This window comes from Shewanella marina JCM 15074, from assembly GCF_000614975.1.
Lineage (GTDB): Bacteria > Pseudomonadota > Gammaproteobacteria > Enterobacterales > Shewanellaceae > Shewanella > Shewanella marina.
In genome coordinates this window covers 1-23,057 of record NZ_BALM01000005.1, presented here as the reverse complement: position 1 = coordinate 23,057, position 23,057 = coordinate 1, and the positions used below count along the sequence as shown (strand labels likewise).

Below are 23,057 nucleotides of genomic sequence, written 5' to 3'. Positions count from 1 at the left end.
CCCCCGCAGGTGAAGAGAATATAGATAGAATCGAAGAAGAGATTATTGACTCTTGGAGTTTGGACTTAATTATAGGTAAGAACTGGAGATCTGCATTTTCATCGGGTGCAGACTTACCTGACGTGAGAGATGTATTGTCAGGGCACTCAATTGTCGATGGGCAAACTATAAGGGGTGGCTCTCCAGTATCATTCGGCATGGAGTTGCATGTCGATTTTCATGAGTTTGATGTGAAAATTGAGCAGTTTAGGAGGGTTAGAGTTAGAGGGAAGATTTCTACCTTTCGGACACATCATAAAGCCTTGTCACCTAGCGGTGAAGTAATGCGCTTTGATGGTAAGCCTCTGGTAATTGATAATACAATTAGAACTCCTTTAAAAGGGACTTACTTTCGTTACAAATCTAGCACAGGTCAAAAGCTAGGAACACAGAAATGGCCCACACCTTTAAGTCGAAAATTACCATTACGATAGGGAGTTATCATGAAGATTGTATTGACCTTATTTTTATTCTGGGTGGGGGTTGTTGGAAAAGCGAACGCTTCTCAATGGGAAAAAGATGTTTTGGATAATGTGGTCAAGGCTGATGCGGCCAATTGTGCACAATATCCTAAAGTGTTCAATTTAGATGCACAGTTTCTATGTGAAGATTTGCTTATCAAAGTATCTAATTCGCTATACAAAAACTGGTTGAATGGTGGTGATAGAGCTGCTAAAACTCAGTCCATTGCTAAATGGTGGTCAATGGAAGGTACGTCAACACTAAAAAGCCCATTAGTTAAATTGCATTTAGCAGCTTTATTAGGCCAAAGCAGCTCCGGCGATGTAACAGAGCAGCGAGAATATGCTCGAAAGTATTTATTTTCGGATAATGAGTTAATTCAAGGGAATGCTATTACAGCTATTGGTTGGGTTGGTAATTGTGATGACGCAAAAGATATTATTGCTATTATCAAAATGGAGCAAGAAGGAATTGCTGAAGAAGCCGTGCTTTCATTGCTTACTTTACTTGGTCCTCATAAGTCTGTGAATTATCTAAATGAACTTTCTGGAAACCTTAAACGAGATTCACTTAAAAAATTTATAGAAAAACAATTGTCTACCTTCGGGTAGACAATGTTATATTAAAAATCATGTCCATCACTATTATTCGACCACTTTAACCATACAAACAATCTAACTACCTAGCACCCAATAAAGAATAATATTTCCCCCCATAATAATGGTGGTTTATGCAGGTTGAACTAGATTTAATTAACTAGGATTGTGAGGCGATAATATCACCTCTAACTAGGCAGCCAAATTTAATGCACCACTACATTTAAATTGGTTAATCCAGTGATTTAAGTCATCGTTCTTTTTATTTGAATGAGCGACAACAGTCCTTGCGCCATGGATAAGTTGTTTGCGTAAGTAGCCATCTCCGCGTTTTAACGCCTTTGGCCGCACCACAAATGTCGGCGCAGACCACCATACTGACATGTTCAATGGCAATGTGGTGCTATCCAAGTTAATCGATTTATCAGACACCAATCAGTATCGCCGCGGCTTTACTGACCATGAACATTTTAATGAGCAGCAGCTCATTCACATGAACGGGCGAGTGTATGACTACAACCTGGGCCGCTTTATGTCAGTTGACCCACTTATTCAAAGTCCTACATCGACTCAATCAGTCACCCCATATTCATACATCATGAACAATCCATTGGCAGAGACTGATCCGACAGGGTATTCTAGAATTAAAGGCAGGTCCGCAGCTAATTGCAGAGTTGCTTCAGGCTTTGCTGACTTACCTAAACAAACAAAATCAAAAATTAGTAATGATTCGGTTAAAAGTAACGGCAATACTTCAGTCCAGCCATCAAAAAATGTAGGCTAAAAAATTTTTTTACTGTTCGCTTAGTATTTTCACGGCCTCTATTAGTGCTGGATCGAAATGGTATTTCGATATTTGCTTAAGTGACTCTTCGTATGATGGTTCGCACAGCGACCACCTTTCGTCTACGATCCTAATAAGTCCCTGTTCCTCTAAGTTCTTAATTGCCCCAACAATAGGGGTCGTACTAAGCCCTACCAGCATTGCAAATTTGGCAGTTCTAATCTTGTTTGTGCGTGGCCTAGTATGAGCAATTGCTTGGATTGTAGAAATCTCAGCGCGTTTGTTGTTGTTCAACTTCTCCTTTAATAAAGAACTAACCTCGTCAATAACAACGTCTTTGATATATGTGCCCCAAGCGTTAATCACAGTATCAGTGCTAATATGCTTAGGCTTAACGTTATCAAAAGTGGAGTCCTCAAAAACCTGTAGGCTTAAGTGTGAGAAGTCTCTCGGGTGCCCCAATGTTATGTCCACAATCATTTCTAGCGCTTTAGCATCAAAGGTGTAGCCACATTGTTTAGACGCAAGCGTTAGGTGTGCGATACAGTCATCCTTAGGTAGCTCAAAAATATTGATTCTGCGACACATGCCGTATAAGCCTCGGCTCTTATTTAAAAACACTTCGCTCATCATGCGCTTTTTAGAGCCAGCAAAAACCATGCACACATTATCTGAGTGCTGCAGTCCAGCTCTAATGTCCCACTCAATTCTCTCTCCGGTCGCCTGTTCTATTTCAGCCAATGTCTGGAATTCATCAATGATGATAACGGCTTTGCTATTTTGTTTTTTAGCGAGTCCGTCTAGCGCAATGATAGCGTCCTGCAGTGAGTCTTCTGCTGATATTGATTTAAGCTTTAACGTTAGCTTTGCAATATCGGAACCGCCCACGGACAGTTCGGGGTCGAAACGAGCAAATGCTGATTTAAGCAGCTCAATAGCTTTCTTGCTTTTTCCCGTTATTTTTCCTGCCGCATCGGCGATAGTGTGCAATATTTGACGCTTTGTTGCTTCAATAGTTGCACAGGAGCTTATATCGCATTCGCTCCATGCGAAATGATTTATGCCGTATTGGCTTGGGTTAGCCTCAAGTTCACTGCATACATGAATAGCAGCAGAGGTTTTGCCGACTCTACGTTCTCCAGCTAGCCATACTGATGATGATGAAGACAGATCAATAGTTAATTTACGTCTTTGGTCTTGGCGATCAAAGAATGCTTTGCCTTTCGCTACTTTTCTGGAGAAAAAGTCAGTGTAACTTAACATTGTATTGCCTCTTATTCTTGGGAGTAGGACGGCATTATAGCATGCCTAAGAGTTAGAAACTAAGACTTAGTTTCTAACTCTTAGTCACTAGCATTTAGTCTCCAAATTCTAGTTTATGTTGTCAGTCTTGCTATACCATTTAAAAAGGCTATCTAAATGAATTTAATTAAACAAAACGAAATAAAGATACATAAAAGTACAGCAAGCTAAACTTATACGATAAAATCTGTCTATGTGACCATAAAAGTTCACTACAATGGACTTAATTATAAGAAATGACACTAGAGTACGTAAAAGTACACATAACTAAACTTATTGATATTAGCGCACTCAATGTGAAATATAAGTTCATTACAGTGAACTTATAGCTATAACTATGAGAGTATTTTTCATCAAAACTTCACGTACACGTAAATTGTAAAGCTAGAGGTGTATATGGCAAAAAGAGTAATAGCTAGCAAGACTCCAGATTTAAAACAGAAATTCTCTGGTCAGTTGTTAGGACAAGCAATAAAGGCGAAACGAACTCAGAGCGGATTGACTCAGGAAGACGTAGCGTTGATGTGCGGTATTTCAAAGACAACTCTAGTTAAAGTGGAAAATGGTACTGAAGAAATCCTTTTGTCGTCGCTACTGCGTATTACTCGCGCCTTAGGGGTAAATCTATTTATTGAGGAATGGAGTAATGGAGCTTATGAGTGGAGTGAGTGGAACTAATGCGTATGCGTTAGACCTTGTTTTTAATCGAAAGGTCGTTGGTTCTATTGTTCTAGATCCTGTTAGTAGCAATTTATTTGGCCACCAAAAATAGTGACACTATTTATATTACTAAGCAGGACTTAAAAAACTATGGTTATGATGTCTTACATTGTGACGATTATGTGTGTGATACCGTGGGTAATCTTTTGAAAAGAGTGATTACTGTCAAAATCATCAAAACATGCATACTTACTGATATAAAGTTATGTTCAAACAAGGACTAAAAATGATTATTTACGTAGATATGGACGATGTAATTTGTGATTTTCAAAAGGCCTTTAATGAAGCTACGTTGAAAAACCCGCAAATAAAATATCCTCAATCACAATACGGATTCTTTGCCAATCTAGAACCAATTAAAGGTGCGATTAGTGCAGTATCCGCAATAAATGATTGTCCTAAATATGATTTTTATATATTGACGGCTCCCTCACCAAGAAACCCTCTTTGCTACACAGAAAAACGAGTCTGGGTTGAGAAATATCTAGGTTATGACTTTGTTGAAAAACTTATCATTTGCTCAAATAAAGGACTATTAAAGGGCGATATTCTTATAGATGATTATATTTCAGGCAAAGGTCAGGAGAGCTTTGAAGGCAAGATATTTCAATTTGGCAGCGCTGAATTCCCTAATTGGGATGCTGTACGCTCCGAGCTAAAGATTTGAAAACCTCACGGCTCTAAACTCATTTTTAGTTAAACCTACTAGAGAGGACATAGCCTTAAATGTAAGGGGACCAACATAACGATATACACTTTTATTTAATCAATTAAAGATAAAATGCTTTTATCTTCATGTCTCCTAGTTTGAGAGGCACGGAGCCTTTAGGGTTACATATGAAAGTAGTTGAGCCGGCTATGACTTTTTCAACCGCATCATGTTGATGACCAGACACCCAAAACTTAGCCTTTGAAATTAGCTTATTACTTAACCCTGCGTGATAAAATGGCGCGTAGTCATTATCTGCATTTTCAAGAACAGCAAAGGCTTCTTTAGAGGGAAGGTGGTGAGATAAAACAATATCAACTTTATCAGGAAAGTTGTTTATAAACGCCTGATATTGTTCTTCAATCATTCGAAGATTGATATATTCCATATCATTCATCAGCCTTGAATATGATTGCAATAATTCAGCTGAATAGGTGTGGATAGGGAACCACAGTGTCCCACCATAAATTGTACAACCATCCACAGTAATCAACTCATTATCAAGAAAATATAAGTTCTCAGTAGTATCACTGTGAGCTTTAAGTCTTTCGATAGGTGAGTTCTTTAATACTTGAAGATAGTCGAGTTCAGCGCCAGCTTGTTTCTTATAGGAATGGTTAACTCGGTTTAATTTTCCTTTATTACTGTACCATTCATGATTACCTGCAATCATGACTACCACATTAAAATACTGACACAGCACCTTTTTTATATATTCGATACCATTGAGTGCGTTAGCTGTATCACCGGCAATAAGCAACACCGCATCTTTGTCGAAATATTGCCAGTAACTACGATTTATTCCATGTAAATCGATATGTAAGTCTGATACCACATAAAATTTCAATTGGTTCGCTCTTTTAATAACTGTTCATATATACAGTTATAATGGATATCGTACATTTATGCCATTATTTTGAGGAAGACAAAAGGGGACTGGAGCGCATGTTCACTAAATTACCATTATAAATGGAGGGCTAACATCTATACAATGGATTCAATAAAGGATAATAAAACGGTTTACCACTCATAATGACTGTTTATTATATAAACAAAAATTGCGTAAGTGAGAGTAATCTAAATGCGTAACTGAGAGTAATCTAATTGTATAATTTCATTCTTTTCTCAAGCCAAATTACGAATACTGACCTATGGAAATCAAATTCAGCGGATTTCGTAAAATAAAACTCGATTACTTATGTACCAAAGTCGCTTAGGGACAAGAGCGCCTTAGTGCGACTACTCTAAAACAACAATGCTTGAAAATGATGCAGGCCTAAGACATGTCCAAGAATTACTTGGCCACGCCGACACATCCACCACCCAAAATAAGCAAAGCTAAATTGAGTGCTGTGTATTCTGATCCCCCCATCTACACAAAACGATAGTGGCTTGTTTTAACCAATATGTTGCTAGAAGTATATCTACGAGGCTACCGTCTCTTTTGTAGATAATTTTTTCGCTGAGTGGTAAATTAATAGTTTAAAAATCAATCGATTAATGATATTTTTCAGGGAAATGTTTTGATGGAACAGTTGAAAGAAGTAAAAGTTAAAAATAGTACGGTAACCTGGTTACCAATTAATGCAGACCAGCACACTCCAGAATCAATTCACTCTTCATGGTGCCAATCTAATTTTTTGTTCAATGAAGAAAATGTAGCCAATCAGGTCAGTGGCTTGAGACCCCCACAAATTGGGGGATTTTTTCAGCGTTAGGGTACGAACGTTCTGATAATACAACAGCTGCGACAGTGGTAATGCCGACGGGTACAGGGAAAACTGAAACCATATTATCCATTGTGGTAGCAGGCCATTTTAAAAGAACCCTAGTTATAGTTCCCTCTGACGCATTGCGAGAACAAACGAAGAATAAATTCGTCCAATTAGGTCTTCTTCGAAAACTTGGATTAATTACAGAAAATACTCTCAACCCAATTGTTGCCACCGTAAGACATGGTGTTGATGATCATGAACATTTAGACGAGTTATTGAAATCAAACGTCATAGTCGCATCTGCATCGGCGCTTGCTAAATTCAAAAGTGAATACTTTGTAAAGTTGACTGAAGCGTGCACACACCTCGTAGTGGATGAAGCGCATCATATCACTGCTGCAACATGGGCAAGAGTAAAGTCACAATTCAAGGATAAATCCGTATTTCAATTTACTGCGACTCCTTTTAGAAGTGATGGTTCAAGAGTTGAGGGAAAAATAATATTTAATTACCCTCTTAAAAAAGCGCAAGATGAAGGCTACTTCAAACCAATTGAGTTTCACCCAGTAAGGGAGTTTGTTGAAGAGCATTCTGATCAGGCAATTGCAGAGAAAGCTATTGAACTACTGAGAGCAGATCTGGCGGCAGGGCTAGATCATATTGTAATGGCTAGGGCTAGTACCATCAAAAGAGCCGAAGACATTTTTGAGTTATACGCTAATGAAAAGGATTTAAAGCCAGTCTTAATCAACAGTAAGGTGAAAAAGAAAGCAGAAGTCTTACAAGCAATAATAAATAGGGAACACAAAATTATTGTTTGTGTTGATATGCTAGGTGAAGGCTTTGATTTGCCACAGTTAAAGATATCGGCGATTCACGATCCGCATAAGAGCATAAACATTATGCTTCAATTCACAGGTCGCTTTACACGGACTACACAAGATGTTGGTGATGCAAAGTTCGTGGCAAACATTGCTAATCCCAATGTTAACGAATGCTTGGAGGAGTTGTACAAAGAAGATTCCGACTGGAACAACGTTATAAGCGACATCAGCTCTCGCAAAATCAAAGATGAAAAAGAGTATCAAGAGTTTCGAGCTGAATTTTCGACTCCAAGTAAGCTACTTGATTTAGGTCTGACACCTAGCATTAGCACGACTGTTTATAGGATGCGTGTAGCTACTTGGCAGCCAGATCAATTTCAAAGGTTTGCGAATAAGCAATTTCAGATAGTGGATTCGGTTCTTAACGATGAAAAGAATACATTAGTTTTCTCTGTCAAATCCTATTTACCAGTTGGATGGACAAGCTCAAAAGAACTATTCAATGAGTCTTGGGACTTATATATAGCCTTTTATGACCAGAACACAAACCTCCTATTTATCCACTCTTCAGCTAAAGATGGTTTGGTGAAAAGATTGGTCAAGTTAGTAGCAGAGAATGCAACTCAAGTGCAAGGGGAGCATGTATTTAGATCTTTAGCTGGGCTTAAACGCCTGAAACTCCAAAATGTAGGTCTAAATAAAAATAAAAAAGGTCTACGTTATTCAATGCATACAGGTACCGAGATTAACGAGCAGATTCCAGATATAGAAGCAAATAGAGCTACAAAATCTAATATTTTTGGCAAAGGGTACGAAAATGGTGAGCTAGTAAGTATAGGTTGTTCCCATAAAGGTAAGGTTTGGGCGATGGATAGTGATTCTTTGGACAAATGGATCACTTGGTGCAAGGGAGTCGGAGCAAAAATTCTAGATGAGACCATTGATACTAATAAAGTCATGAAAACTGCAATGCAGACTGAAGAGTTAGAAGAATATCCAGAAATTCCGCCTCTGTCTGTTGAATGGCCTGTAGAGCTACTAAGAAAAAATGAATCCAAAATAACAGTAAAGTCTGCTAATTGGGAAGATACCTTAATTAATTGCGAGTTATTGATAGCGGAAGTGCAAAATAAAGACCCTAAAGTATTTAACTTGGTTCTAAAGAGTCAGTATGCAGTTAGCCCAATTGAAGTAACAATTACAGGCAAAGGTGAGGTCAGCTTCGTTTCGCAAGACAATCTTGATATTAAACTTGGAGAGCAAGTGCGGCAATTATCTGAGTTCTTTGATGAATATCCCCCAACCATATTTATGTGCGATACATCCGTTATCGATGGTGGATTTAGGTATTACCCAAACGAAGATTATGCCTATTTATATGATGTTAACAATACGGAAGACTGGGATTGGGCAGGAGTTGACATATCTGTAGAGTCACAGACGACGGCTAAACTAACTCACTCTATTCAATATCATACAATTCAGAAATTGAAAGACCGTTATGATTTAGTTTTTGATGATGACGGTGCAGGTGAAGTCGCTGATATCGTAGCAATAAAAAACAACGATGATAAAGAACTCGTTATTGACCTTTTTCACTGTAAGTATTGTTCAAAGAAAAATGGGGTAGCACGCCCTGGAGCAAGAGTTGACGACGTATATCAAGTAGCGGGACAAGCGGAAAAAAGTGTTAAGTGGTTTGGTGATAAAGAGAAGCTAATCTTACGATTGATGGATCGTGAGCGTACAAGGCTCAATCAAGAAAAGGCTTCGAGAATTGATAAAGGCAAGTACGAAGATTTGATTCACTTTGCAAAGATAGCAAGGTATTCAACTTTTAAGCTGGGTGTAGCTATTGTCCAGCCTGCTATATCAAAAGCTCAAGTGTCTGAAGATCAATTATTAGTTCTAGGTGCCACCGAAGCTTATATTGATGAGATAAGTGGAGTTAAACTAAGGGTTATTATTAATCAATGATGTAATGGCTACTGTGTAGTGGTCAATTGATGTTGACCACTACAATATAAGCAAATCACCACTGTTAGTATAATAGAGGTTTATAACTTACTTAGAAAATGAATAATGCTTTCTTAAAGTACACAATCTAATTATGAATATCATTAAAATGATACTTACGTCATAATTTTATATACAGTTATTAAGTATTATAGACTGATTTATAAGGCATTTAATGTGCCGAACAATCGATTATTCTAACATGATCGTAACCATACAGGGGCGACTAGATACTTAAAATTTATTAGGGATAATTTTCGAGAACTAAGAATATAGTTGATAGAACAGTTTATAGAAAGTGATGGAGTGAAATACATACTGTCGTAGGGAATACATTTGAGCTATTAACTGTAGTGCATGAAGCCCCTAAAAACTCAAAGCCTAACATTAAAATTTCTCAATTCATAAAATGGACTTGTCTTACTCAATAAGTTGAGTTCACGCCCCTCATTTATAGCTAAATTAGAGGAAAGGTTAGTACACAATGGTGATGATGACATATCTCGATAATATCATGACCTTAAGAAATGGGATGTATTGACAAACTAGTTTGGCTAGTTCTTGCTGAGTCAAAGTTTAGGTTGATTGTAGCGTTAGCTCAAAATGAGACAGGTTTAAGTAGTTCCACGATTCAAATAGTGCATTTGCAAAACGCCCCTATATTGAGCATAACGAGCCTACAATCCATGCCGAAATGCTTAAGTATATCGAACGTAACTCGTAAACGGTTTCCAGTGATTTTCTAATATTTAAAATTCTCATTTATGCAGACATTCATCTAAATGAATATATTGTCTATTTTAATAATTTAATACAAAACCTCCATTGAGGTTAAAGGATTACGTGTGAAATATCAGATTGTTGGTGGTGCAGGTCTGCACCGCAGCGAGACTAAAACTATTGATATGATGGTTAAACAGCTTCCTGACAGTTGGTTTGGATATGCGGGGTTAGTCGTTACGGATAGTCAAGGCTCAATGGAAATTGACGCACTTATTATTACAGCAGACCGTCTACTATTAGTTGAGTTAAAAGAATGGAATGGTACTATTACTTATGATGGTGGGAAATGGTTTCAAAATGGTAAACCTCGAGGTAAGAGCCCTTATCAAATTAAACGCGAGCATGCATTAAGATTAAAAAATCTTTTACAAGAAGAGCTTTATCGAAAACTAGGTTACTTCTTACATGTAGAAGCTCATGTCGTACTTTGTGGTAAGGCTGGCCCAGAAAACTTACCTACAAGCGAACGCCGTTTTGTTCATACTCGTGACGAGTTTTTAACTATTGGAAAACCTAAACATTACGATAAACTGGTTCAAACAACTAACTTTGGATATCTGTTTGAGGGTGAATATAAACGTCCCAACTCTATTGAAATTTTACCAATTATTCAAGCTTTCTTTGATGGACCTAAAGTTAAAGCCTTACCATTAAAAGAAAACGATTATATAGCTAACGATAAACCGTTTTTCAATCACCCACACAATATATATTGTGAGTTTCGAGCTGGTCACAAAGATAATTCTCTCCATAAAGGTTTGCTTCGAACATGGAATTTCGATTCTTTAGGGGTTGCATACGCTGAACAAACAATATGGGCAGAAGTAGCATTACGTGAAACTAGAGTAGGTCGTCAGGTGCGTAATGGTAGTTCTCCTATGCAAGATTATATGCTTCGTGCTATCAGCGAAATTTCAGAAGAGAATGTAACCGACGATGCCCGTGAACTTTACGAGTTACGTAGAAGCTTTAAAAGATTAGATGAAGTATTAGACAGCGAAGCTCAAAATTGGAGTAAACTGGAACGGATCGACCGTGTTCGGGCATTATTAGCACCATTCTCTGAACTACACAGTCTAGGTGTTGGTCACCGCGATGTAGATCCTCATAATCTTTGGTATGCAGAAGATCAAAAAAGTATTATTGTCACAGGGTTTGGCTCTGCATATATTGATGGGCGTGACAATTTAGAAGAATTGCGCACAACATTACAAAGTGCACCTTATATCCTCCCTGAGGACGCCTTTGAAGAGGCTGTCGAACCATACCGCCAAGATGTATTTATGTTAGCCGTCATAGCATACCGTATCTGTTTCTCTGGTGAATCCCTATTAGTAAAAAAACAAGTACCTGAGTGGCGCACACCACAAGAAGATTTATTTGGAGGAACTCTTACTACTTGGTTTGAACAGGCTTTAAATCTAGAGCCAAGTAAACGATTTCCTCGTGCAGATATCATGTTGAATGAGTTCAATTTAGCAACACAAGAGCAAATCCAAGGACATGACGAAGCAAACCAGATCTACCAAGAAATAGAAAAAAGCAATTTTTTCCGAAGTGATATGAATAGTGTGGGCGTTGTAATGGAGTATCAGCCATTACCCGAAGCTCTTGTTACCGTTTATCCCGCTCTTGCTGCGATAGCTAAAACTGGGTATATCGATTATCTTACAGCTCAAAATGATCAAGTACTACAAGTCAAACTCTGGGGAGGGGTAACACTAAATCCTCAGCAACCAGGTGTCAACAGAAGAATTTATACATTTAAACAACGTATAGATAAGCTTCAACGACTTGACTTACCTACCCCATCAGTCTATGCCTATGGTTTATTAGGACAAGGAGGGCTCTACCTAGTAAGTGAGCATATTGAAGGTCAACTTTGGTCAGAGTACATATCCTCAAATGAGTTAAATCATGCACAACGGCTAAATATTGCAGAGATATTAATACATACTGTGCTCCGTTTTCATGAGAAGCAGTTGCCGCATGGTAACTTATGCCCTAATAAGCTACTAGTTCAAAATGATGAAAAGATAACTATAACACTAACTGGATTATTGGAATATAGTGATGAATTGACTTCGAACAAATCCTACCAACCCTCTAATCCAGATGCTACAGATGCTTTCGGGCGTGATTGCTTTGCAATTTATAAAATAATAGATGAGCTTTTTCATGAAAGTATGCCTATTGCAGTAGCAGCAGAAATTAGTCGTGCAAGCAAGTCACCTGATGGAATTCCAATTGCGTTAGATCCTTTACTACAATCTTTGAAAGCAACCAACTTACCCGAAAACCAAATCGACTCTAAACCTCAAATTGTTTTAGAGAATTCTATCTTGATACGTTGGCGCGGAGAAACATGGCCTGCCGAGTTAAAATTACTAGAACCAAATGATGGCGGATACCATTTCAATTGTAGTTGGTCTAATAACCCTCGCTTTCCTAATGAGCTACGCTGTTTTATTACAGGCCTTGGCGAGCAGTTACTAGTAGACCTCAACCCTGAGGGACGGTGTATATCAAGAATAAACTACAACACTAGTCTATCGATTGAAGAAACAATTAAAGCCGGGAAACATTCTCAAACTAAGATTGAATCACCATTGTCTATTCAACAGGGGATACTTACTGATCGCAATGATTTCATAGAATTATTAATGTCACTTGATCCTGTAATCGACGCTATCATCGAAAGAGCTAATCCAAATCAAGAAATGGAAGAGCACGATTTTGATGTCAGTGATTCACAACCAATTGAATTATGGCAAGCACTTGCTGATACCGAGGGTGAGTTACGTGAACAGGTAACTATTGATTCAGCAGAATTTAAAGAGTCGACAAGTGGTTGTTTACTCTATTCATACACAACTGAATCTGGAACAGATCTAAATTTCGAAATTGATGATAAAATTCTCGTATACCTGAAAGAAAAAAATGACTCAATTCAATTAGGAGAACTCCGCCTAGCTGAAACGACACCAAGCCTTATGGCTATACGTTTCGATTTTGATTCCGCTCGCAAGCGAATCCAAAATGGGAGTCAGCTACAACTAGAGTCAATTCGAGACAAGTCTTCACGAGAACTCCGTTTAAAAGCTTTACAGCGAGTAATTGACCATAAGGCTGAAATACCACAACTTGCCCAGTATTTTAATTATCATGAAAAAGTACAAATGCAGACAATGGAACCATTGCCAAGTATCAACACTTTACGAGAACTATATGACCAGCCTGAGCAAAAGTTTAATGAACAGCAAATAACTGCATTCCAACAACTTGTATCTCAAGGACCCGTTGGCGTTTTACAAGGTCCCCCTGGAACTGGTAAAACAACCTTTGTTTCAAAGTTTATTCACTATCTATACAAACATTGTGGAGTAAATAACATACTTTTAGTTGGCCAGTCACATACAGCCGTTGATAACGTGGCGATAAAAGCCAGAGAACTATGCCATCAACAGGGGATGGATTTAGACACGGTTAGGATTGGACACGAACAAATGATTGATGAGGGAATGCTATGCGTCGAAACAAAAGCTCTTCAACGTCAGATCCAGCATAAATTTCATAGGGAATATGACCTGCGAGTCAGTACGCTCGGGAAGCGATTAGGCATGGCTCCTTCTTTAATTGAACAACTATGTCAATTACACCGAAGCTTAAACCCATTACTAGTATCACTTGCTCAGTGTCGGCGTGAAATTTTAAAGTTAGAAAAAAATAAAAGCAATAGCCCAACTTATCAAGAAACAGTTTCAAAGGAAATAAAACAACTTAAGCATATAGAACAACGAATTCAGACAGTGGTTTATTCAATGTTCGAAAGTGAAATATCAGAACCTCTAACTTATGATGAGACTCTGCTCTCCCAATTAGCTGACATAATATCTGCCCAACGTTGCTATAACAACCCTGAAAACCTCAATCGTTTTCTACAGTTACTGGAAATGAGCCAAGAGTGGATGGATGTACTTCAAGGAGGTGAATCTGGCTTTGACCGATTTATGTTCAAAAGTAAACAGTTAGTATGTGGAACCTTAGTAGGTGTTGGTAGCCCCCGGCTAGAGTTAACTGAGTCTAGCTTTGACTGGGTTATTGTCGATGAAGCAGGTAGAGCGCAAGCTGCAGAACTGATGGTTGCATTACAGTCAGGCAAAAGAATATTACTTGTTGGAGATCATAAACAGCTACCACCATTCTATCAACAACAACATCTCAAACTTGCTGCCAAGAAATTAGAAGTTGGTCGAGGCATTTTTTATGAATCTGATTTTGAAAAAGCATTTAAAGCTACAAGCGGAGTTGCTCTAGACACTCAATATAGAATGGTTGAACCTATTGGTGATCTCGTTTCTGAATGTTTTTATGCTAAAGATATGGGTAAGTTGCATACAGACCGCGGAAACTCTCCTGAGTGGTACCAGAAACTCCCTAGTCCTTGGGATAAGTCCGTGACTTGGATTGACAGTTCGAGTGCATGTCCAAATGGGGGAGAAGAGCAAAAAGGAAATGGGCGTTATTATAACCCTAGGGAAGTTCAAATTTTACTTGAAGTATTACAGACCTTAGCAGACGGCAATACTTTTACCCAGTTAGAAAACACAATCACAGCAGAACAACCGTATCCGATCGGCATTATTACAATGTATAGACAGCAAAAAGAAGAAATTGAAAACGCAATTAGCCGTGCAGAATGGGCTGGTAGAATACGTAAATTAATAAAGATTAATACCGTTGACTCGTATCAAGGGCAAGAAAATAAAATCATTATTCTAAGCCTAGTTCGAGACAACACAGAAAAACTTCAAGGTTTTCTGAGAGATGCTCCACGTATCAATGTTGCTATATCACGTGCTCAAGAACGTCTGCTGGTGTTAGGGGCAAGAAGAATGTGGTCAAAGGGTAATAATGATTCAGCTTTAGGGACTGTACATGATTTCATTAGTAACCAGGTATCCGCAGCCAACCCAAACTACCAAATACTTTGTGGGAATAGCTTGTTAGGAGAAAATGAATAATGTCAGAACCACGTCTGGGTAATGTGATTACCTTATTAATACCAGCACGCAGCTACAAAATAAATTGCGCCTGGACAAAAGAAAAATTAATGCCAGGAATAGAGCAGTTCGCTTGTCGACTGTTGCTTATTTTTGACCAACTATACCCAAGTGAACTACAAAGTTATTTTGGACTTAACGACAGAGAGCGAGAAGTTCTACTAGATAATTTACTTGCTAATCGTCTAATAAATATCAATCCAGAAGGTCATGTAGAAGCAAGCTCATTTTTGAGAAAACATGCAGCTGGTAATGACGGCAAGCCAAGCCTCGTAAAGTACAAGGAACAAACTGAAGACGTAGCCTTCGATTTACTGACTCTGTCAGTTTGTAAACCACAGCAACATCGCAGACTAACTTCGGGATTGCCTGAATTATTGCCTAGAGATAAACTAGATGTCGATATTTCTTCAATAACAGAAGCATTTAGTACTCAATTCCGTCATCACTTAATATTGAGTCGGAATAATGATTATGAGCGTCAAAGAACTCAACTTTACAAGATAATGGGGTGTAGTTCTAATGAGATGGTGCAAATCCCTGTGGATGTTGAAGTTAGCTATAATGCTGTTCACAATAGTCCTCCTCAAAAATTTACACGCTCGTACGAGCGTATAGGCAATAATAGAATACCATTGGCAAATGAATTGGAAGCACACATTGCAGATTTTCTTGGTGAGCAATTGCTTAATGAATCAGGCCTAAATTGCACTGATTTCTGTCATTTAACTAATGACCCTGTATTAGTAAATTTCTCAAATGAATATCAGTTTGATTACTCTGGCTGGTTAGAAGCCAGAGAGAAGCGAAATACTGGATATGGCTGTAATCTAACATTTGGCATGTTGGGAGCTGTTTATCTGCCAGACAACGCCAAACGCTTCATTAGCGAGTTAAAAAACACTTTACGGCAGCAAGAAAGCTCTATTATCCCAAAAGCAATTTGGTACAGTAGTGAAGTTCCACTCTGGGGGGCAAACAGTAGTCATTTAGCTCGTTTTAATAGAGATTTATGTGATATTTTAGATAACAATTCCGAAGGTCAAGGCGGGCGAGTAACTCTTTTACATTCGAGTAAAAATAACGGTGATAGTCGTCTAAAGCGTAAACAACATCTTGGGCGATTTTCAAACGGTGTCAGTTTAACTACGGAAGCAAAATTTGATAGATTAGAACTGTTATTAATCCCAGGGGTTATAGGAATAGTTCAATACCATGGCCAGCCTCATTTAGATAGTGCCTTAACTTTACCCATAGGCTATGTCACGACAGATCCTGAACGCTTGCAATTACTTGAATTATTGTTAGTTAAAAGAATTGATGGTGCTACTGCTTCTATTAATTGGAGTGATTCAAAATGTGATACTCTTAGTTCTTTATTACCTGATAGTTTATTAATCAAACTTGATAAAAGAAGCGGTAGTGATATTGAGGAAGCGATCCGTCGAGAACAAAAAGTTTTAAATAAAAACGCAGTACGAGCTATTCTTTCACTTCGAAACAAATCGTGATTAACTAAAAATAATTAAAGGTCTCTGGTACATTATTGAGACCTTTAATTTATTTTAGTTTCAACTAGATCTGACATATGTGTATTACAACCAAAATTGGTTTCTTTACTATATTTTAAACTATTACACCTAAGCTACTTTATAAGTAAATATTGAAAATATTACGAAGAGTAATTCTGGAAGGAAATTAAGATACACCATTAAATGCCCTAATATCTACCAATATAATGGAACAAACTATCTAACACCTTTTCATCCAATTATATAAAAAACAATTAATTACTGCTTAATGTCCAGCTAATGAGAAGGCTTGTATGAATTAGTAAATCTAAAAATCAAAATCAAGTTGTCCAGTTTCGACTAACTTTCGAATGCTCACCACATCATCCCGTAAACAATAATTATCCAGTCCTGAACGAAACCACTTGGGTTGGCGTAATCGACCCGCTTTACGTAGTAACTGTAAGGTTTTAAGGCTACAACCTGTAATGTGTACCGCCTTATCCATGCTAATGATATGTTGATGTTTATTTTTGAAGTGATTAAGAGCAAATGCTTGTAACTGCTGAGGCTCACAATAAATTGAACTTGCAAGGTTCTTATTTGCACAGTAACCAATGCCAAGCCGACCATTTTTAGCTGCGATAAGAATGTCAGTTAGGGTCGTATCATTGTGTAATAGCATTTGTTGGTGATGGGTAATAGCTTGCATGTTGGGTATACATGAATAAGTATTGAGCTCACGCAATAATGGTGCTAAGTCAATAATGCTGTGCCGACTTAAGCGCGCATTACCTTGTTTTTCCACAAGTTGTAACTCAATTAGCTGATTCAGTTGTTCACGATTAGCGCCAAGCAATTCAAGGGCTAGTGTCAATTGCACCTTCAATGGTTTGACATCAACCGAAGCACTGTACTTAGATGTTGACCCATCAAGTCCGATATTTTCTAGTGATGGCCATTGATGTTGCAGCAAGCTCATCAATAATCTAATGCTGATTTGGGACATATTCGTTGGCATAGCAGAAGCAGAGCGCTGTACTGATTGCTGAGACCAATCTTGCATCATCTGCGTATTAGACAATAGCTCAAACCCTTGTATTATCTGCATTTGATAATGGCTATCGACAGCAAATTGATTGGGGTTAATTAACGTCGTTTGGGGATTTTTAATAAAATGCGCAGCCACTAAGCAATCTGCTACTTGGGTTTGTGTCAAGACCTCGATATTGAGATTACGATTGGCTGTCAGCTCGGCATGACAATGAGTACAACGCCCTTGTAATAGACTGATATCCCAAACTAATGAATGGTGACATTGAGTGCAGTAATCAATCAGTACCTGTTGGTGTTGGCTGCAATGGGTAATGTGTGGATTTTGTACTTCTTCTGCAATATATCCCTCATGCTTGATACAGCTTAAGCAAATTTTTGCCTGAAGTTGGCGCGTGGTTTTAAATAATGGATTGCTAGTCGGACTTAAATCCGGCGCTTGAGAGGGTAATAAACTATCAATTAAATGATGATGGGTCGGCTGACAACGCAGCACTTTATTGACTTGCCGCTTATCCACTAATCGATAGAGATATTGGTACCCATTCGCGACGGCTAATCTTAATAAATAACCAATAGCCGCTTCGTTCATTTTTCTTATAGGGGTTATTGCTAGCTTCATGATTGTTCCGATCTTAGTGATTTCGTATAATCTTCAATCAATTCATTCACAGCGATGGCGCTTAAATTGGTTTCATCAAATGGATTTAGATGTTGGCAATATAATTGATAGTTTTCATGGAGTTGCTTAATTAACTCTGCCTGATTAGTGATATGTGACATATCTGTACGCAAAAAGAGACACTCAAGCGTACTAAAACTGCGTTCAATATAGGCGATATAAATACGGTTAAGAAGTGAGCCATCATTTACGGTAAGAGATGGCAGTTGTAATTTGTCCATGTACCAATTGACACAATCGAGCCACTTTTGAGTTTTAGGCTCAAACCGCTCTAACTTTATCGGGCGTAACATCCGCCGGCTTAACTGCTCATTGTCATCAATATTTTTAGGCGTTAATTCGCCAAATTTAAGCAGGCGCATGGCGCGGTCACTTCCAATAAACACAATGGAGGCGGGGAGTTCATCGAGCAATGCACAAAAGTATTTCAATGTATTCAGTGCTTGTACGCCATCTGTGTTTGGTAACACTTGCTGTATCTCATCTAAGATAATCAACTCAACATTAAGGTTTTTGACCAGTGTTTTAAATTGTTTATCTAACTCACCAGGCTCTGTTCTTCCTTTCGGCGGTGTAACGCCTAACGCATCAATTAATAACTTTAAGATATCTGATGTTGTTTTTTTGGCTTCTTTAAAGCGATACATCAAAACAGGATGATGGATACGGCCATCAATTTCACTTTTAGGATGAAGCTTGGCGTAATGACTGGCTAAACAACTTTTTCCTTCACCTGATGCGCCATAAATCAAAAGGCCTTTATTAGTATAATCAGACGAATACATTGAATGTACGTGACAAAGACTTCGCCAAGCCGTTAATAATGAATCGGTTTCAACCAAACATTCAGGGTAACGAGCATAAGTTATATGTCCCATAACTTTTTATCTCCTCGTGGCGTGAATTTATTGTCCGAGTCTTTTCCTGACGAGGATTGGTCTGCAGCATTATTTGAAGCGATATTTGCAATGTCGTTTCTTTCCACCTTCGGGTGGTTAGATTGCTGAATTTTTTCCATGAGAGAAAGATTTCTGCGCTGATTATCTTCAAATGAGCTAACGGGTTTACCGCTGCGTTTTGTGCCTTTCTTCTTTTTGTAAAATTTAGCCACTTCAATGGTTGGATGGCCTGTAACCTGATGTTTATCCTGTTGCCAAATATCATATGATTTCGGAGGATGGCCATTGAGCTCATCAAAACTCACGGTGTCATGCATATTATCAATATTGATATTTAAGCCAATAAACTCTTCAGGCTGATAGCCTTATTATCAACTGGAATCACACTCACCTTACTGGCATCAAAGGGATCATAATAAACCACGACATCTACTGATGAACCATTATTCTCTAAGGTGTTAAGTCGGTTATACAAGAACTTAAGTTGTGGGCTTGAAAAAGTTTGATTATGAACTCTCACGACACCGTTACTCTGCAACTTTTGTGAACTTTTATGCCTAAAACAATGAAATTGTTGTTTAACTTTCTCATACTTAATAAAATAGCTGGTATCAAGTTGCTGACTGCGTCCTTTATTCCATACATTTTGTGGCGTATCTTTAAGCTCACTATGCACAGTATTAACGTATTCAGTTAAATAAATATTAAGTGCGCGAAGAAAATCCGACACTTTAATGTCTGCTATTTTCGTAAGATCAACACTGGTATCATTAGCTTTTCGTTTAGAACGATAACTATTAAATCCTATTGTTTGCTCTCCATTTTGAGTGACAACTTTCATCCCAGAAAAAAAACAATGCCTTAATGAATTGAAAAATGACTCAATAAAAGGTTTGGCACTTGGACTATTTGAGGGGGTATAGGCAAGGGAGACTTCTAATCTTTGGCACAGCTTAGGTATCACTGTATTATTAAAGCCCGCACCATTATCCATAAACAATATTTTAGGTCTGCCTCTCGCATTAAGATTGTCGTCGGACATGTAGATTTGTCTTAGTAGATTAACAACATTTTCTTTATTTTCACCATGCCCCATTTCTAACACGACCCCTAATGGATAACGTGAGTGGCAATCAAGTGCAAAGTAAAGAGAGATGGGGAGCGTCGGCTTAAGCGTTTCATCATCAATTAAGCACATACTTAATTTAACACGGTCACATTCAACACGTGAAAATGGCAATTTGACGTCCATTTTCTTTCTACATGTCAACAATAATTGATTACGTCGAGCTTCGGTTATGTCTGGTTTATTTAATTCACAATCAATTTTTATCAGTTCATTCAAACGTCGATAAAAGGTGCGTTTGCTCAATAATTGTATATGATGATTAGTCTGTTGTTGGGTTTTTACGGCAGCGACATAATCATTATAATAGCGACTAATAACAGAGGAATGACTTTTATAAAACGCATTGACCACATAATCTGATAAGGCTTCCTCAGATGCTCGATTAACACGAGTAGGGGCGTACGCCTCAAACTACACAGGCTGTCATGATCAAATGATGATGCTGCCCATGCCTTCCAATAACGTGCGATAGTTGAACGCGCAGGGTGTTTTATTGAAGATGATTTTTTGAGTTCAACGGCAGCAATCATTTTATCGTATGCAGCTTTAGTCGTGGGTCTAAGTCCTTCACTTTCTACGATACGCTGTAATTCCTGCATGTATACTAAACGTTCATCACGCGCTTTCTTTTGATAGGGTTTAAGCACAACATGCGGTTTATCTTCGCAAATTTGAATATATTCATTTTGTTCAAGCTGTTTGATGAAATCTGCTGTACCTAGCGTTTGTCGATTACCGTACTCAGATGCCAATAATATGGATTCTTCATCAGAAAATAAGACAGATCTGATATCACCACTTTGATGGTGGAATTTGTGTCCTACTTCAATATGAGTCGACATTATTCACCTCTAAAAATCGGCGAGTCTGCACTCATTAACACTTGTGGCTGATGCAATTGATAATAACCGCATGCTAAGAGGTAATACGCATCTTGAATGGGTTGAGATGAAAGGGTGGTATAAAGATACTCAACTAGTTCAGCAAATGTAGTCGGCTCATAGGTCAATAAACGCTCCTTTGCAAAACTCAGTTGGTGATTCATATTGTCTGCAATAAGGACTAAGTTTGAATCATTGAGCAGCGGCAGATCTTGTTCTGTTTTAATCACAATTGAACAACCTACCTGATCTTGCACGTAAGCAGAAAAAAGCTCAACACGTTCAATAAATTCTGGAGTTAACAAATCACTTGAATGAACCTCAATATATTCAGCAGGCCTATCGTGGTAACGGACGAGAAAGTCCGGTGTATAACGTAATGATTTATTATTGAGCTTAATATGCAGGCTCTCTGGCTGTGCTGCAAACGCAACGACGCATGGGTCAATCTCTAAAACACGAGCAAATCGGCATTCTAAGTAACTTTCTGTTTTAAGCGAGGCCTTATTCTTGCGCGAATAAATTCGATATACATGACGTCCTCGATGTTTATTTGCGCTTAATTTATTGTTCATACTATGGCCCAACTTTACTGACATTCATTCACTCCATAAATAAAAGTGTAGTTTATATGTGCTATATTTAAAGGTTATGCCTTTTACAACAGGCTAAAGGCACACTAAGGCGCCATCAAAAATATTGAAATTACAATGAGTAAAAAGCATGACGAACAAGGGCATAATTTTTCATTTCCCGCGAAAAATTATCCGGTTGGAAGAAGTCGTCATCCTTAAAAACTTGCTAATTATGTTATGGAATGATTTCCATAAGCACAACCGGGAAGCTCAAAAAACAATCAAAACAGAGGGGTTTGATAAAACTTTTGCGGGATTTTGCATAGCCGTCGAAGAAATATAGAACACAAAATAGGTATTAAATTCAGAATAACTAGCACCAATGATGGACTGAATATTACCCAGTTTTCAGCCAACTTTCATGACATATGCAGTATTAATAAAACATAATAAAATCATATAACTAGCCATGGTTAAAAATCTTTATAACTAAGCTTAATTCGTTATTCCTAATATTTGTTACGATAAATTTTTTTTCGTATATAACGCAGCGCAGACTTAAGCTTATGATAAGAAACATTTAGTTACAATTTGATAAGTTATTTATTTGATTCTAGAAATTCTATTTCATTGTGAAAATGCGCAGGAAATGACTAATTGCTAGCATACAAAGCAGCAGACTAACGACATAAGCAATTGAATCAGATATATTTTATTAAATAACAGGCCAAAATATAGCTTAACCAGATTAAAATCCGCGGCGAGTTGAAGCCTGTGATACATCAGAATTTAAAATTTAGACCTTATAAACAGTCTAAATAAAGCCATGTTTGAACGACTATGATTAAGCAAGCCGCAGTTTCAATTCAGCACAATCAGTCACATAACACAAAGCAATACACAAAGAATTCAACCTGGGACAGAACTAATCCAATCAAATAACCCAGGATTAAAAATATCACTGCCTGATGTATTCAATAGCAAACCATCATCACTGTTAATGGCATCATCAATTCAATCCAGATTGAATTAAGAGTTGAACCACAACAATCTCATCCGAAAGTTACCGCGCCATTTTGCTAGATATTGATAGCAGAACAAATAGGTTCGCCATTTACAAGCTGAGGCAATGCAGCAGCAAATTCTACTATCAAGCAAAGGAACAATGTATGCACCAAGTTAACGTTAAACAAATCTCAACTTATAAGACAATATGGGGTCAAAAATAGGGATGGCAGAGATTCTCAGTTTGGGTGGCATTTACCAAAACCAGATAAAGCTAATAGATTCAACAATATCATATTTAACATAATA

At 37.9% G+C, this 23,057-nt stretch carries 16 protein-coding genes and 1 pseudogene; 8 read left to right on the top strand and 9 right to left on the bottom strand.

From position 1 onward, the window contains the following. The first annotated feature begins 482 nt into the window (after positions 1-482). Entirely contained in the window at positions 483-1,112 is a 630-nt protein-coding gene (locus JCM15074_RS05580) for a hypothetical protein (protein WP_025820330.1), read from the top strand. A gap of 207 nt (positions 1,113-1,319) precedes the next feature. On the opposite strand, the pseudogene JCM15074_RS24175 reads toward JCM15074_RS05580, so the two are convergent. Continuing rightward, positions 1,320-1,430 (bottom strand): annotated as a pseudogene (locus tag JCM15074_RS24175) (IS110 family transposase); the annotation flags it as partial. 67 nt (positions 1,431-1,497) lie between these two features. On the opposite strand from JCM15074_RS24175, the gene JCM15074_RS05570 reads away from it, so the two are divergent. Continuing rightward, positions 1,498-1,881 (top strand): RHS repeat domain-containing protein, encoded by a 384-nt coding sequence (locus JCM15074_RS05570; protein ID WP_199899778.1) that lies wholly within the window; start codon positions 1,498-1,500, stop codon positions 1,879-1,881. Between the two features lie 9 nt (positions 1,882-1,890). Here the strand turns inward: JCM15074_RS05570 and JCM15074_RS05565 are convergent, their stop codons facing one another. Further along, positions 1,891-3,144, bottom strand: coding sequence for an AAA family ATPase (locus tag JCM15074_RS05565; RefSeq protein ID WP_025820327.1), 1,254 nt, complete (start codon positions 3,142-3,144; stop codon positions 1,891-1,893). A gap of 435 nt (positions 3,145-3,579) precedes the next feature. On the opposite strand from JCM15074_RS05565, the gene JCM15074_RS05560 reads away from it, so the two are divergent. Both JCM15074_RS05560 and JCM15074_RS05555 read left to right on the top strand, forming a co-directional pair. Further along, positions 3,580-3,861 (top strand): helix-turn-helix domain-containing protein, encoded by a 282-nt coding sequence (locus JCM15074_RS05560; protein WP_025820326.1) that lies wholly within the window; start codon positions 3,580-3,582, stop codon positions 3,859-3,861. 268 nt (positions 3,862-4,129) lie between these two features. After that, positions 4,130-4,570 (top strand): 5' nucleotidase, NT5C type, encoded by a 441-nt coding sequence (locus JCM15074_RS05555; RefSeq protein WP_051536832.1) that lies wholly within the window; start codon positions 4,130-4,132, stop codon positions 4,568-4,570. Between the two features lie 103 nt (positions 4,571-4,673). On the opposite strand, the gene JCM15074_RS05550 is transcribed toward JCM15074_RS05555, so the two are convergent. Then, on the bottom strand, positions 4,674-5,459 hold the full coding sequence (locus tag JCM15074_RS05550) for a metallophosphoesterase (protein ID WP_025820324.1): 786 nt from the start codon (positions 5,457-5,459) through the stop codon (positions 4,674-4,676). A gap of 679 nt (positions 5,460-6,138) precedes the next feature. On the opposite strand from JCM15074_RS05550, the gene JCM15074_RS24535 reads away from it, so the two are divergent. The 4 genes from JCM15074_RS24535 (at position 6,139) to JCM15074_RS05535 (ending at position 16,524) form a co-directional block, all read left to right on the top strand. Further along, positions 6,139-6,330 (top strand): hypothetical protein, encoded by a 192-nt coding sequence (locus JCM15074_RS24535; RefSeq protein WP_199899777.1) that lies wholly within the window; start codon positions 6,139-6,141, stop codon positions 6,328-6,330. Then, entirely contained in the window at positions 6,315-9,128 is a 2,814-nt protein-coding gene (locus JCM15074_RS21110) for a DEAD/DEAH box helicase (protein ID WP_267880171.1), read from the top strand. Before JCM15074_RS24535 ends, JCM15074_RS21110 begins: the two co-directional genes overlap by 16 nt. An 884-nt stretch (positions 9,129-10,012) precedes the next feature. After that, complete coding sequence (locus JCM15074_RS05540) at positions 10,013-14,974, top strand: AAA domain-containing protein (protein ID WP_025820323.1); 4,962 nt, start codon at positions 10,013-10,015, stop codon at positions 14,972-14,974. After that, positions 14,974-16,524, top strand: coding sequence for a hypothetical protein (locus JCM15074_RS05535; RefSeq protein ID WP_025820322.1), 1,551 nt, complete (start codon positions 14,974-14,976; stop codon positions 16,522-16,524). The genes JCM15074_RS05540 and JCM15074_RS05535 overlap by 1 nt, the downstream gene beginning before the upstream one ends. 328 nt (positions 16,525-16,852) lie before the next feature. Here JCM15074_RS05535 and JCM15074_RS05530 read toward each other — a convergent pair whose 3' ends face one another. From JCM15074_RS05530 to JCM15074_RS05505, 6 genes are all read right to left on the bottom strand, one after another. Further along, positions 16,853-18,199 carry a hypothetical protein gene (locus JCM15074_RS05530; protein WP_025820321.1) on the bottom strand — a complete coding sequence of 449 codons (1,347 nt, stop codon included), beginning with the start codon at positions 18,197-18,199 and terminating at the stop codon, positions 16,853-16,855. After that, positions 18,196-19,137 (bottom strand): TniB family NTP-binding protein, encoded by a 942-nt coding sequence (locus tag JCM15074_RS05525; RefSeq protein WP_025820320.1) that lies wholly within the window; start codon positions 19,135-19,137, stop codon positions 18,196-18,198. The genes JCM15074_RS05530 and JCM15074_RS05525 overlap by 4 nt, the downstream gene beginning before the upstream one ends. Further along, positions 19,125-19,463, bottom strand: coding sequence for a hypothetical protein (locus tag JCM15074_RS05520; protein ID WP_148300735.1), 339 nt, complete (start codon positions 19,461-19,463; stop codon positions 19,125-19,127). Before JCM15074_RS05520 ends, JCM15074_RS05525 begins: the two co-directional genes overlap by 13 nt. 29 nt (positions 19,464-19,492) lie before the next feature. Continuing rightward, positions 19,493-20,410, bottom strand: coding sequence for a TnsB C-terminal domain-containing protein (locus JCM15074_RS05515; protein WP_025820318.1), 918 nt, complete (start codon positions 20,408-20,410; stop codon positions 19,493-19,495). A gap of 155 nt (positions 20,411-20,565) precedes the next feature. Then, positions 20,566-21,129 (bottom strand): hypothetical protein, encoded by a 564-nt coding sequence (locus JCM15074_RS05510; protein WP_025820317.1) that lies wholly within the window; start codon positions 21,127-21,129, stop codon positions 20,566-20,568. Then, a complete protein-coding gene (locus tag JCM15074_RS05505) occupies positions 21,129-21,767 on the bottom strand; it encodes a TnsA endonuclease N-terminal domain-containing protein (RefSeq protein ID WP_051536831.1) in 639 nt (212 codons plus the stop codon). Before JCM15074_RS05505 ends, JCM15074_RS05510 begins: the two co-directional genes overlap by 1 nt. Positions 21,768-23,057 lie beyond the last annotated feature (1,290 nt).

Coding starts and splice junctions, on each gene's coding strand:
- JCM15074_RS05580 (WP_025820330.1), top strand. CDS start 483: ATGAAGATTGTATTGACCTTATTTTTATTCTGGGTGGGGGTTGTTGGA.
- JCM15074_RS05565 (WP_025820327.1), bottom strand. CDS start 3,144: ATGTTAAGTTACACTGACTTTTTCTCCAGAAAAGTAGCGAAAGGCAAA.
- JCM15074_RS05560 (WP_025820326.1), top strand. CDS start 3,580: ATGGCAAAAAGAGTAATAGCTAGCAAGACTCCAGATTTAAAACAGAAA.
- JCM15074_RS05555 (WP_051536832.1), top strand. CDS start 4,130: ATGATTATTTACGTAGATATGGACGATGTAATTTGTGATTTTCAAAAG.
- JCM15074_RS24535 (WP_199899777.1), top strand. CDS start 6,139: ATGGAACAGTTGAAAGAAGTAAAAGTTAAAAATAGTACGGTAACCTGG.
- JCM15074_RS05535 (WP_025820322.1), top strand. CDS start 14,974: ATGTCAGAACCACGTCTGGGTAATGTGATTACCTTATTAATACCAGCA.
- JCM15074_RS05530 (WP_025820321.1), bottom strand. CDS start 18,199: ATGAAGCTAGCAATAACCCCTATAAGAAAAATGAACGAAGCGGCTATT.
- JCM15074_RS05525 (WP_025820320.1), bottom strand. CDS start 19,137: ATGGGACATATAACTTATGCTCGTTACCCTGAATGTTTGGTTGAAACC.
- JCM15074_RS05515 (WP_025820318.1), bottom strand. CDS start 20,410: ATGGACGTCAAATTGCCATTTTCACGTGTTGAATGTGACCGTGTTAAA.
- JCM15074_RS05510 (WP_025820317.1), bottom strand. CDS start 21,129: ATGTCGACTCATATTGAAGTAGGACACAAATTCCACCATCAAAGTGGT.
- JCM15074_RS05505 (WP_051536831.1), bottom strand. CDS start 21,767: ATGTCAGTAAAGTTGGGCCATAGTATGAACAATAAATTAAGCGCAAAT.